This is a genomic window from Bacillus sp. sid0103, assembly GCF_019219025.1.
Window position 1 is genome coordinate 39,235 of record NZ_JAHUWN010000040.1, and the last position, 13,016, is coordinate 52,250.

A 13,016-nucleotide genomic window follows, 5' to 3' on the forward strand; every position below is an offset into this window, starting at 1 on the left:
CTTTGGTTTAAGGAAGAGAGCAATATTATGTTAGAAACTAAAGTCAAGGCCTTCCTCCATCACCAAGGATTTCAGTTAACCTCAAAAAAAATGGTTATTGGTGTTTCAGGAGGGCCAGATTCACTGGCACTGCTCCACTATCTACTCACGGAAAAAGAGAAGGAAGGTATTTCCCTTGTTGTGGCGCATGTAGACCATATGTTTCGGGGGCAGGAGTCTTATGAGGATGCGCTTTTTGTTCGAAATTTTTGTGAACAGCATAGCATTCCGTTTGAAATGACTAGGGTTAATGTCCCGAAAATAATGGAGAAAACAGGTAAAAGTTCGCAAATTGCGGCACGAGATGTCAGGTATGAGTTTTTTTCAGAAATCATGGAAAAGTATCAGTATCCATTTTTAGCGCTGGCACATCATGGCGATGACCAAATGGAAACGATGCTGATGAGGGTAACGAGAGGTAGTGCAGGTCTTGCCCGTGCAGGTATACCGTTTAGCCGCCCGTTTCATAAGGGCACGATTTTCCGTCCGTTTTTAGGGGTTGAGAGGGCGGACATTGTAGACTACTGTCACAAGCATAACCTTAGCCCGAGAATAGATCCTAGTAACGAAAAAGGAATCTATAGCAGAAATCGGTTTCGTAAAGAAGTCATTCCATTTTTGAAAAAAGAAAACCCGCTTGTCCATGAACATTTTCAACGGTTTAGTGAAGAATTAACAAGCGATGAAACCTTTCTTCAGGAATTAACTATTCAGCAAATGAATACAGTATTCACAAAAAAGGAAGAGTCCAAAATTACTATTGACATTACTCGATTTCTTGAAGTGCCTTTACCTTTACAAAGGAGAGGGATTCAACTAATATTAAACTATCTTTACAAAGAAAAACCTGCTTCTTTATCTGCAGTACATATCGATCAAGTATTTTTCTTAATTCAACATCCTCAGCCATCGGGTCATCTCGATTTCCCTAATGGTTTAAAAGTTATCCGTTCCTATTATTCCCTTTCCTTCCAATTTCAATCGGTCGAGGCGTCGTCATATCAATTTGAAATGACAGAGCCTGGTGTGATTAACTTGCCGAATGGCGGGAAAATTAGTAGCAGATATATAATGGGGGAAATTCCAGTGGCAGATGGTAATTCTGCATTGTTTAGTATAAACAAGATAAAGTGGCCAATTATTATTCGCTCTAGAAAAATAGGCGACCGCATGACATTAAAGGGGATGCAAGGTTCAAAAAAATTAAAGGCGATATTCATTGATCAAAAAGTACCAGTTGAAGAACGAAATATGTGGCCAGTACTAACTGACACAAAAGAACGTATTATTTGGTTGCCAGGTTTAAAAAAATCTTCAATTGAAGGCATAGATTACACAGCTCAACAATATATACTATTCACATATCAAAAGTAAGGATCTTCTAGGGGGCACATTTAGATGAAACAGGACATTAAACAGGTGTTAGTATCAGAAGAGGAAATTCAAACTAAAATCAGAGAATTAGCTGCACAGTTAACGGAAGAATACCAAGATAAATTTCCGCTCGCAATTGGTGTTTTAAAAGGTGCTATGCCGTTTATGGCTGATTTATTAAAACGTATGGATTGCTATCTTGAAATGGATTTTATGGATGTATCCAGCTACGGAACCGGACTTGTTTCTTCTGGGGAAGTAAAAATTATTAAGGATTTAGATACATCTGTTGAAGGAAGAGACATTCTCATTATCGAAGATATAATCGATAGCGGTCTAACACTTAGCTATTTGGTTGACTTATTCAAGTATAGGAAAGCAAAATCCATCAAAATTGTGACACTGCTTGATAAACCAACAGGCAGAAAAAGTGCCATTAAAGCGGATTATGTTGGCTTTATTGTGCCAGATGAATTTGTTGTCGGTTATGGCTTGGATTATATTGAAAAATATCGAAACCTTCCATACATTGGTGTCCTAAAACCGGAAGTATACAGCGATAATCTCTAAGGATAAAGTTTTAAGTTAGATTGCAAATGAGTGTAATTTCTTGAATTTGTAAGATTTTCTATGATACCATTTAATATAGTTTGTCTATCGTGGGAGGAGGTAAGAGATGAATCGGATCTTCCGTAATACCATCTTTTATTTATTGATATTTTTAGTCATTATTGGCGTGGTGAGTTTCTTTAATGGAAGCAATGAACCGACAGATCATATTTCATATGATAAGTTTGTTACCCAATTAGAAAATGGCGAAGTAAAATCGTTCTCCATGCAGCCTGAACGAGGGGTTTATGAAGTTCGTGGTGAGTTGGAAACGAAAAAAAAATTCATAACGTATATTCCAAACAGTGAAGAAATTATTAACAAAATTAATAAAGCTGATTCAAAGGTAGAAGTAATGCCTGCAAAGGAAACAAGCGGCTGGGTGACGTTCTTTACATCGATTATTCCGTTTGTGATTATCTTTATTTTATTCTTCTTCTTATTAAACCAAGCACAAGGCGGCGGCAGCCGTGTAATGAACTTTGGTAAATCCAAGGCAAAGCTTTATAACGATGATAAGAAAAAAGTCCGCTTTAGAGATGTAGCCGGTGCGGATGAAGAAAAAGCAGAATTAGTAGAAGTCGTTGAATTTTTAAAAGATCCACGGAAGTTTGCAGAACTGGGTGCCCGGATTCCTAAAGGGGTCCTGCTAGTAGGTCCTCCAGGTACTGGTAAAACATTGCTTGCTCGTGCAACTGCAGGTGAAGCAGGCGTTCCATTCTTCTCGATAAGTGGTTCTGATTTCGTTGAAATGTTTGTCGGGGTTGGGGCTTCCCGTGTGCGTGATTTATTCGAAAACGCTAAGAAAAATGCACCATGTATAATCTTTATTGATGAAATTGATGCAGTTGGACGTCAGCGTGGCGCCGGGTTAGGCGGCGGACACGATGAACGTGAGCAAACATTGAATCAATTGCTTGTTGAAATGGATGGATTTGGGGCAAATGAAGGAATTATCATTATTGCTGCTACAAACCGTGCAGATATATTAGATCCTGCGTTATTACGTCCCGGTCGTTTTGACCGACAAATTACTGTAGATCGTCCGGATGTTATTGGACGTGAAGCTGTTCTAAAAGTTCATGCGCGTAATAAACCATTAGACGAATCTGTAAACTTGAAAAACATTGCGATGCGTACACCTGGCTTCTCGGGTGCTGATTTAGAAAACTTATTGAATGAGGCGGCTTTAGTAGCAGCCCGCAGCAGTAAGAAGAAAATCGATATGGAAGACATTGATGAAGCAACTGACCGCGTCATTGCCGGTCCAGCTAAAAAGAGCCGCGTTATTTCCGAAAAAGAACGAAATATTGTTGCTTTCCATGAGGGCGGACATACGGTCATCGGGTTAGTACTTGATGAAGCAGATATGGTCCATAAGGTTACGATCGTACCACGCGGTCAAGCAGGCGGATACGCTGTTATGCTTCCGAGGGAAGACCGTTACTTTATGACGAAGCCAGAATTGCTTGATAAAATTGTTGGCTTATTAGGCGGGCGTGTCGCCGAAGAGATTGTGTTTGGGGAAGTAAGTACTGGAGCCCACAACGATTTCCAACGTGCTACAGGAATTGCTCGTAAGATGGTTACCGAATATGGTATGAGTGATAAGCTCGGACCGCTTCAGTTTGGTCAAGGTTCAGGTGGTCAGGTATTCTTAGGCCGTGACATTCATAATGAACAGAATTATTCTGATGCAATTGCCTACGAAATCGACTTGGAAGTTCAACGTATTATTAAAGAATGTTATGAAAGAGCGAGAGTTATTCTTACTGAAAATCGTGATAAGCTTGATCTTATTGCGAAAACATTACTTGAAGTGGAAACACTTGTGGCTGAACAGATTAAATACTTGGTTGACCATGGCCGTATGCCAGAACCTAATCAAGCTTTAGAAGCTGTAAAAATCGGCCCGAAAAAAACAGATGATGTGAAGGTCAACATCAATAAGAAAAAGGAAGAGCTTGAGTCTCAACCCTCTTCTGACGAATTAGATAATCAATAAATGGTTAAGAGTGCTTCATTGAAGCGCTCTTTTTTTTTCAGGATTAAACTGATATATGGTATTATGTTTTCAGTATAGAAGAGAATAATCTGAAAAGTGAGTGATAGATTTGATTTTCGTATTTGATGTAGGAAATACCAATATTGTGTTAGGTGTGTATGATAGGGATGAGCTTAAATATCACTGGCGTGTGGAGACCAATAGAAACCGCACAGAAGATGAGTTTGGAATGAACATTAAAGCATTGTTCGATCATGCTGGCCTCTCTTTTTCCGATATTGACGGTATCATTATCTCTTCGGTGGTTCCACCAATCATGTTTGCACTAGAAAGAATGTGCCAAAAGTATTTTCACATTAAACCGTTTGTTGTTGGCCCAGGAATCAAAACAGGTTTGAACATAAAATATGAAAACCCGAGAGAAGTGGGTGCTGACCGAATCGTTAATGCCGTAGCTGCAATTCATGAATATGGAAGTCCGCTGATTATTGTCGATTTTGGTACAGCCACAACGTATTGTTATGTGAATGAGGAACGTCAATATATGGGTGGTGCGATTGCCCCAGGAGTGGGTATTTCAACAGAGGCGCTTTATTCGCGAGCGTCCAAACTGCCGAGAATAGAAATTGCCCGTCCAGAAGGTGTAATTGGCAAAAATACGGTGGCAGCCATGCAGGCTGGTATTGTCTACGGGTATGTAGGACAAGTCGAGGGGATTGTAAAACGGATGATGGAGCAAGGCGAGAAAAGGCCTACCGTCATTGCGACCGGTGGTTTAGCCAATTTAATTGCTCAAGAATCAACCATTATTGATGTTGTCGACCCATTTTTAACTTTAAAAGGATTACAGCTTATCTATAAAAGGAACATAGGACAACCTAAGGAATAACAGCTAGAAAGGGGTTTAACAATGAATGATTATCTTGTAAAGGCACTTGCTTATGATGGAAATATTCGCGCCTTTGCCGTTCGCACAACAGATACCGTGACGGAGGCACAAAGGCGTCATCAAACCTGGAGAACGGCATCCGCTGCACTTGGCCGCACATTGACTGCAGGCGTGATGATGGGTGCGATGCTAAAGGGTGAGGATAAATTAACGATTAAAATTAATGGCGGCGGCCCACTAGGACCAATTGTTGTAGATAGTAATGCAAAAGGGGAAGTCCGGGGTTACGTAACAAACCCAGAGGTGGATTTTGAATCAAATGAACATGGCAAGCTGGACGTCCGTCGTGCCGTTGGGACAGACGGTATGCTAGCTGTCGTCAAAGATATCGGATTACGCGACTTTTTTTCTGGTCAAGTTCCACTTGTATCTGGAGAATTAGGTGAAGATTTCACTTATTACTTTGCTACCTCTGAGCAGGTGCCGTCTTCCGTTGGGGTAGGTGTTTTAGTGAACCCGGATGATACGATTTTGGCAGCAGGCGGCTTTATTTTTCAATTAATGCCGGGCACACCGGATCCCATTATTTCAAAACTAGAGGAGCGCCTAAAAACGATTGAGCCTATCTCGAAATTAATTGAGAGAGGATTAACACCGGAGCAAATTCTAGAAGAACTTTTTGGAAAAGAACAAGTAAAGGTTCTAGAAACGATGCCGGTGGGCTTTATGTGTAATTGCTCCAAAGAACGATTCGCTAACGCCATTATTGGTTTAGGGGCGGCAGAGATTACGGCAATGATTGAAGAAGATGGCCAGGCTGAGGCACATTGTCATTTTTGCAATGAAAAATACCTTTTTACAAGGGATGAACTAGAAGAGCTTAAAAAAGAAGCGAAGTAGCGGGTGCTTGCCCTTTTCTGATGGGAGGAGAGAGATTGGGAAGTGATGGGAGGAGAGAGATTGGGAAGGAAGCAACTTTGGATGGTGATTGCCGCCCTGATATTGGTGAACTGCCTAACAATCGCTTTTTTTCTATCAAAGGCTAATATGGCAGGCGGTACGGTCATAAATGATGAGACAGTAGCGACCATTGGAAAAAAGACGATCCTACGACAAGATTGGTTAAATGAGCTCGAATCAAGATATGGTAAAGATGTTTTAAAAGAAATGGTCGATCAAAAGGTCATAGAAGAAATGGCTGCAAAATATAATATAAAAGTGCCCAGCCAAGATGTCGACCGCGAATTTAGAATGCTGCAATCGACTACGAATATATTTAATAAACAGACGATCAAAGATGAGAAAAAGTGGAAGGAACAAATCCGCAGCAACCTTCTTTTAGAGGAACTTTTAACGAAAGATGTAGAAGTTTCAACCAGTGAACTCAAAAGTTATTATCAAAAAAACGAAGACTTATTTAATGTACCAGCTGCCTATCATTTATCACATATTGTTGTGGGTACACTAGAAGAAGCGGACAGGGCTTTGCAAGAGTTAGATCAGGGTTCGGATTTTGCAACGTTAGCAATGGAACGATCGATTGAGGAGTTTTCTGCAAATAAGGGCGGCGATATAGGGTATATTAGTGAAGGGGATGAGCGTTATCCCCGTCAATATATCGAAATCGCGAAAGAATTGAAGAAAGAAGCATACAGTACCCCAATCAAAGTGGACGAAGGTTATGCCATCCTTAAGTTAGAAGGAAAGATCGGTGGGAAAAAATATTCCTTTGCCGATGTAAAGGAGCAAATTCGCAGGCAAATTGCTCTTGAACAAATGAAATCACCTGCATCTGCCACTACATTTTGGGATGATGCCAAGGTCAAATGGTTTTATGGTCAAAAAGGAAACGAAAGCACAGAGTGATTCTGTGCTTTTTCTGTACACAGTTAGAATAAGTAAATTTGGAATATTGTAAAAATACGTAAACAAAACGATTGACAAACTCAATACGAAACTGGTAAATTCAATAATATAAATCCAATCAATTTACTCGGAATAGGGGTGCTCTTAATGGTGCGTGTTGCAAATTCAGTTGCCGAATTAGTCGGCCAAACGCCAATTGTTAAATTAAACAGATTAGTAGATGAAAATAGTGCTGAGGTATATCTGAAGCTGGAATATTTTAACCCTGGCAGCAGTGTAAAAGATCGTATCGCTTTAGCTATGATTGAAGCAGCGGAAGAGCAAGGTTTAATCAAACCAGGTGTTGATACCATTATTGAGCCTACGAGCGGAAATACTGGAATTGGACTTGCGATGATTGCTGCAGCAAAAGGTTACAAAGCTGTCTTTGTAATGCCTGAAACGATGAGTTTGGAACGTCGGAATCTACTTCGTGCATACGGTGCAGAGCTTGTGTTAACACCAGGACCTGCCGGCATGAAGGGCGCAATTGCTAAGGCAGAAGAACTCGTTCAAGAACACGGTTATTTCTTGCCGCAACAATTTAAAAATGAAGCAAACCCTGAAGTTCATAGAAGAACAACAGGTAAAGAAATTGTAGAACAAATGGATCAATTAGATGGTTTTATTTCTGGTATTGGAACAGGCGGAACTATCACTGGTGCAGGCGAAGTCCTCCGTGAGAAATTTCCAAATGTTAAAATTTATGCAGTAGAACCTACGGATTCTCCAGTCTTATCGGGTGGTAAACCAGGTCCACACAAAATTCAAGGTATTGGTGCCGGTTTTGTACCTGATACTTTAAATACAAATATCTATGATGAAATTATTCAAGTTGCTGCAGAAGATGCATTCTCAGCTTCACGCCGTGCAGCAAGAGAAGAAGGTATTCTTGGAGGTATTTCTTCAGGAGCAGCAATTCACGCTGCCTTAAAAGTGGCTAAAGAACTTGGAAAAGGGAAAAAGGTGCTTGCGATTATTCCAGATAACGGCGAACGTTATTTAAGCACACCGCTTTACCAATACGAAGCAGAATAATCATTGAGAGGCGTCGGCTTTGCCGGTGCTTCTTTTTTTGTAATCTAATTGAGATTTCATGTATGATAATAGAAGTGAAAAAAAGGCTGGATAAGGAGGAAAAGGTATGAAAACATCTCTAGAACAAATCCAATGTGGGCCATATACCTTGGATAGTAGTAAAAAGACCATTATCATGGGCATTTTAAATGCTACTCCAGATTCCTTTTCGGATGGCGGTAAGTTCAATCATGTTGACATTGCAGTTGAACGAGCAAAAGAAATGGTGGCAAATGGAGCAGATATTATTGATATTGGCGGTGAATCGACACGGCCAGGTTTTGCAACTGTCCCTGCCGAGGAGGAGCTCAAGCGGGTAATTCCCATTATTAAGGCGATTTCTGAACATGTCCAAGTCCCGATATCGGTTGATACGTATAAAGCAGAAGTGGCAAAGCAGGCGATTGAAGCGGGGGCCCATCTGATTAATGATGTATGGGGGGCAAAAGCGGATGACAAGATGGGACAAGTTGCTGCTGCCTACGGTGTTCCGATTGTGCTCATGCATAATCGTCACGACCCAAACTATCAGGTATTTATGAGAGACGTCATCAATGACCTTTATGAAAGTATTGCCATCGTTAAAAAGGCAGGGGTTAAGGATGAACAGATTATCCTCGACCCGGGAATCGGGTTTGCAAGGGATTATCAAGAAAATCTGTTAACGATGCAGAATCTAGATACATTTGTGAAACTAGGCTACCCAGTATTGCTAGGAACATCCAGAAAATCGATGATTGGCCAAGCTTTGGATCTTCCCGTTCATGAAAGAATGGAAGGTACAGGAGCAACCATTTGCTACGGTATCCAAAAAGGCTGCCATATTATCCGTGTTCATGATGTGAAAGAAATGAGCAGAATGGCTAAGATGATGGATGCCCTGATGGGAAAGGGTGAAATGATTGGATAAAATCTACGTCAATAGAATGGAGTTTTACGGATACCATGGTGTTTTTCCAGAAGAGACACGGTTGGGGCAGCGATTTGCAGTAGATTTAGCAGTTTCCCTTGATTTAAAAAAGGCAGGAGAAACCGATGAACTGGAGTACTCAGTGAATTATGCTGATCTCTACCAAGTCTGTAAAGAAATAGTGGAGGGGAATCCTTATAAATTGGTCGAAGCTGTCGCAGAAAAAATTGCGGCTACTATTTTGAATGGGTTCCCACTCGTATCTGAGGTTACTGTCACGGTAATTAAGCCGGATCCGCCGATTCCAGGCCATTACAGGTCCGTTGCAGTAGAAATTACAAGGAGAAGATAAAAGTGGAAAACACAGCATTTATTGCCCTTGGCTCGAATATAGGAAACCGTTATGCTAATATAGCGAGTGCGATTAAAAGATTAACAAGTTATTCTGGTATTCAATTGGTAAATTACTCCTCTGTTTATGAGACGGATCCGATTGGCTATGAAGATCAGGACTTATTTTTGAATATGGTAATAGAGATTCAGACAGCACTGAATCCCCTTGATTTACTTGATTTATGTTTAGGAATCGAATTAGAACTTGGGAGAAAAAGGGAAATTAAGTGGGGCCCGCGAACAATAGACCTTGACATTCTTACCTTTAACCAAGAAAATATTGAAAGCGATAAGCTTATCGTTCCACATCCAAGGATGTTAGAACGGGCGTTTGTAATTATTCCACTTTTAGAAATATATCAGGACAAACAATGTTCGGAGATAAATAAATTACTTGAGGGTTCGTTAGAAGAATTACCAAATAAAGAAGGAGTCCGAATATGGAAGCGGAAAAATGGGGAAGACGTATTCGAGCCTATCGGAAGTTAAAGGGCTTTACACAAGAAGGTTTTTCGAAGCAACTAGGTGTATCAGTATCAATTTTAGGCGAAATTGAAAGAGGGAACCGACTTCCTGCTGCTGATTTGCTTGAAAGGATTGCGGAATCTTTAAAAATCACATTAGATGACCTGACGCCGAAGGAATAAACGTGGGAATGTGTCCATTTATGAATAATGCCAAGAAGAGTAGGAGGTAGGTTTATGTTGAAAATTGGCGATATTGAAATGAAGAATCCCGTCGTACTAGCTCCGATGGCTGGTGTGTGCAACTCGGCATTCCGGTTAACGGTAAAAGAGTTTGGCGCTGGTTTAGTTTGTGCAGAGATGGTAAGTGATAAAGGGATTGTTTATAAAAACGAAAAAACAATGAATATGCTATATATCGATGAGCGTGAAAAACCGTTAAGTTTGCAAATTTTTGGCGGTGAAAAGAAAACACTTGTCGAAGCGGCTAAGTTTGTTGATCAAAATACCAATGCCGATATTATCGATATTAATATGGGCTGCCCTGTTCCAAAAATTACGAAATGTGATGCTGGGGCAAAGTGGCTGCTTGACCCGAATAAAATTTATGAGATGGTTTCTGCGGTAGTAGCGGAAGTTGAAAAACCTGTTACTGTAAAAATGCGGATGGGCTGGGATGAAGAGCATATTTTTGCCGTAAAAAATGCCCAGGCCGTAGAACGTGCCGGAGGAAAGGCTGTTTCCTTGCATGGACGAACGCGTGTTCAAATGTATGAGGGGAAAGCAAACTGGGATATTATTCGTGAAGTAAAGCAAAACCTAAATATTCCGTTGATTGGTAATGGTGACGTTCAGACACCACAAGATGCGAAACGCATGCTTGATGAAACAGGCGTAGACGGGGTAATGATTGGAAGAGCTGCTCTAGGTGACCCATGGATGATCTATCGCACCGTTCAATATTTAGAAACGGGTATCTTAATGCCGCAGCCATCGGTGAGAGAAAAAATTGATGTATGTATCCTTCACCTAGATCGTTTAATTGCTCTTAAAAATGAAAATATTGCCGTTCGCGAAATGCGTAAGCATACTGCCTGGTATTTAAAAGGGGTACGCGGCAACGCCATAGTGCGTAATGCCATTAATGAATGTGAAACGAGAGATCATTTAGTGACATTATTAAATGGTTTAGTTGCAGAAGTGGAAGTAAAAGAACAAAGTCAATTGATTGTAGGTTAAATTTGTCACTTAAGGTGTCTTTTCTATACTAATTGGATGCTGCCAGTGAAAAAACTGGCAGTTTTTATTTTATTAAGATTTTTTTGATGTCTGAAAGTATAAGTTTGTGTAAAATAATAAAGTATGAAGAAAAATGGAATTGCCTTAATTAAAGCATTTTACATAATAAAAGATAATTGGAGTGGATTTTATGAGTCAGGAAGATTTAAATGACCAATTAAGGGTCAGACGTGAAAAAATGAATACCATGCGCGAAAATGGTCTAGATCCATTCGGGAAGCGTTTTGACCGTTCTCACAGCACAAAAGAATTGGTTGAGCGGTATGGGGAATTAGAAAAAGAAGAGATTGAAGCCAAAAATGTTTCTGTTTCTTTAGCTGGCCGAATTATGACGAAGCGTGGAAAAGGGAAAGCCGGCTTCGCGCATCTTCAAGATTTAACGGGACAAATTCAAGTATATGTTCGACAAGATGCAATAGGCGAAGAAAACTATAATCTTTTCGATTCCGCAGACTTAGGTGACATTATTGGAGTCACGGGAACACTTTTTAAAACAAAAGTAGGCGAATTATCCGTAAAAGTGGGAGACTTTGTGTTTTTAACAAAAGCTTTGCGCCCGCTCCCTGACAAATTCCACGGACTAAAGGATGTAGAACAGCGCTACCGCCAGCGTTATTTGGACTTAATTATGAGTCAGGAAAGCAAGGCTACTTTTATTGCAAGAAGCCGTATTATCCAATCCATGCGTCGTTATTTAGATGATCACGGTTACTTAGAAGTAGAAACTCCGATGATGCATTCCATCGCAGGTGGAGCTTCAGCACGTCCATTTATTACCCACCACAATGCACTTGATATGCCATTATTTATGAGGATTGCGATTGAGTTGCACTTAAAGCGCTTGATCGTGGGCGGACTGGAAAAGGTGTATGAAATTGGCCGAGTATTCCGGAACGAAGGTGTTTCGACCCGTCACAATCCTGAATTCACGATGATTGAACTCTATGAAGCTTATGCAGATTATCGTGATATCATGAGTCTCACCGAGAATTTAATTGCTCATATTGCCCAAGAAGTAGTTGGTTCAACGACTGTTCAGTATGGTGATTATGAAGTGGATCTGAAACCTGAATGGAAGAGACTTCACATGGTGGATGCAATTAAAGAATACACAGGTGCAGACTTCTGGAAAGAGATGAGTGTTGAAGAAGCACGTGAACTTGCTAAAGAACACGGTGTTGAAATTAATAACAACATGCTTTATGGTCACATTGTGAATGAGTTTTTTGAGCAAAAGGTAGAGGAAAAGTTAATTCAGCCTACCTTTATTTATGGACACCCTGTGGAGATCTCACCACTTGCAAAGAAAAATGATGAGGACCCACGATTCACGGACCGTTTTGAATTGTTCATTGTCGCTCGCGAACATGCAAATGCATTTACTGAGCTGAATGATCCAATTGACCAAAGAGAACGATTTGAAGCGCAATTAAAAGAGCGTGAACAAGGTAATGATGAAGCTCATATGATGGATGACGATTTTGTTGAAGCTTTAGAGTATGGTATGCCGCCTACAGGTGGACTAGGGATTGGAATTGATCGCTTAGTAATGCTGCTTACTAATTCGCCATCCATCCGTGACGTACTATTATTCCCGCTTATGCGACATAAATAATATCAAAAAAGGTGCCGGCAACCCCGGCACCTTTTTCAATGACTTTGATAATGAAGAGTTAGAATATTTTTACTTTCACTTTTTAATAAAAATATAATAAATACTATTGCACTGGGCTTTTAATGGTGGTATATTAATATCTGTTGCTGCGAGACAGTAACGGATTGAAAAAAGAAGTTAAAAAAGTTGTTGACTTTCGGTTGATAACTTGGTAAGATAATAAAGTCGCTTTAAGGCGATTGAGTAATTGATCTTTGAAAACTAAACAAACAAAATCGTGCAAACAAACAATAACTTTTAGCTTCAATTATGAAGCTAAGCCAACGTAACAAATGAGCTAATCAACTTTCTTGGAGAGTTTGATCCTGGCTCAGGACGAACGCTGGCGGCGTGCCTAATACATGCAAGTCGAGCGAATCAATAGGAGCTTGCTCCTG

At 40.3% G+C, this 13,016-nt stretch carries 13 protein-coding genes and 1 rRNA gene; all 14 read left to right on the top strand.

Annotated elements, in window-relative coordinates; genetic code table 11:
• Nucleotides 1–27: 27 nt before the first annotated feature.
• A complete protein-coding gene (gene tilS, locus KW850_RS29190) occupies nt 28–1,413 on the top strand; it encodes a tRNA lysidine(34) synthetase TilS (RefSeq protein ID WP_218351191.1) in 1,386 nt (461 codons plus the stop codon).
• A gap of 24 nt (nt 1,414–1,437) precedes the next feature.
• Entirely contained in the window at nt 1,438–1,983 is a 546-nt protein-coding gene (gene hpt / locus KW850_RS29195; protein ID WP_218351192.1) for a hypoxanthine phosphoribosyltransferase, read from the top strand.
• 106 nt (nt 1,984–2,089) lie between these two features.
• Nucleotides 2,090–4,027 carry an ATP-dependent zinc metalloprotease FtsH gene (gene ftsH, locus KW850_RS29200; protein ID WP_218351193.1) on the top strand — a complete coding sequence of 646 codons (1,938 nt, stop codon included), beginning with the start codon at nt 2,090–2,092 and terminating at the stop codon, nt 4,025–4,027.
• Nucleotides 4,028–4,136: 109 nt separating this feature from the next.
• On the top strand, nt 4,137–4,916 hold the full coding sequence (locus KW850_RS29205) for a type III pantothenate kinase (protein ID WP_218351194.1): 780 nt from the start codon (nt 4,137–4,139) through the stop codon (nt 4,914–4,916).
• A gap of 21 nt (nt 4,917–4,937) precedes the next feature.
• Nucleotides 4,938–5,816: an Hsp33 family molecular chaperone HslO gene (hslO, locus tag KW850_RS29210; RefSeq protein ID WP_218351195.1), complete on the top strand. Its 879-nt coding sequence runs from the start codon at nt 4,938–4,940 to the stop codon at nt 5,814–5,816.
• 60 nt (nt 5,817–5,876) lie between these two features.
• A complete protein-coding gene (locus tag KW850_RS29215; RefSeq protein WP_218351196.1) occupies nt 5,877–6,782 on the top strand; it encodes a peptidyl-prolyl cis-trans isomerase in 906 nt (301 codons plus the stop codon).
• 147 nt (nt 6,783–6,929) lie between these two features.
• Nucleotides 6,930–7,859 (top strand): cysteine synthase A, encoded by a 930-nt coding sequence (cysK, locus tag KW850_RS29220; protein WP_218351197.1) that lies wholly within the window; start codon nt 6,930–6,932, stop codon nt 7,857–7,859.
• 106 nt (nt 7,860–7,965) lie between these two features.
• Entirely contained in the window at nt 7,966–8,808 is an 843-nt protein-coding gene (gene folP, locus KW850_RS29225; protein ID WP_218351198.1) for a dihydropteroate synthase, read from the top strand.
• Nucleotides 8,801–9,160 carry a dihydroneopterin aldolase gene (gene folB, locus KW850_RS29230; protein WP_218351199.1) on the top strand — a complete coding sequence of 120 codons (360 nt, stop codon included), beginning with the start codon at nt 8,801–8,803 and terminating at the stop codon, nt 9,158–9,160. Before folP ends, folB begins: the two co-directional genes overlap by 8 nt.
• A 2-nt stretch (nt 9,161–9,162) precedes the next feature.
• Entirely contained in the window at nt 9,163–9,690 is a 528-nt protein-coding gene (gene folK, locus KW850_RS29235; RefSeq protein ID WP_218351200.1) for a 2-amino-4-hydroxy-6-hydroxymethyldihydropteridine diphosphokinase, read from the top strand.
• Nucleotides 9,642–9,848 carry a helix-turn-helix domain-containing protein gene (locus KW850_RS29240; RefSeq protein WP_218351201.1) on the top strand — a complete coding sequence of 69 codons (207 nt, stop codon included), beginning with the start codon at nt 9,642–9,644 and terminating at the stop codon, nt 9,846–9,848. Before folK ends, KW850_RS29240 begins: the two co-directional genes overlap by 49 nt.
• A 54-nt stretch (nt 9,849–9,902) precedes the next feature.
• Nucleotides 9,903–10,904, top strand: coding sequence for a tRNA dihydrouridine synthase DusB (gene dusB / locus KW850_RS29245; RefSeq protein WP_218351202.1), 1,002 nt, complete (start codon nt 9,903–9,905; stop codon nt 10,902–10,904).
• A gap of 190 nt (nt 10,905–11,094) precedes the next feature.
• Complete coding sequence (gene lysS, locus KW850_RS29250; RefSeq protein ID WP_218351203.1) at nt 11,095–12,579, top strand: lysine--tRNA ligase; 1,485 nt, start codon at nt 11,095–11,097, stop codon at nt 12,577–12,579.
• 347 nt (nt 12,580–12,926) lie between these two features.
• Nucleotides 12,927–13,016 (top strand): 16S ribosomal RNA (locus tag KW850_RS29255); the annotation flags it as partial.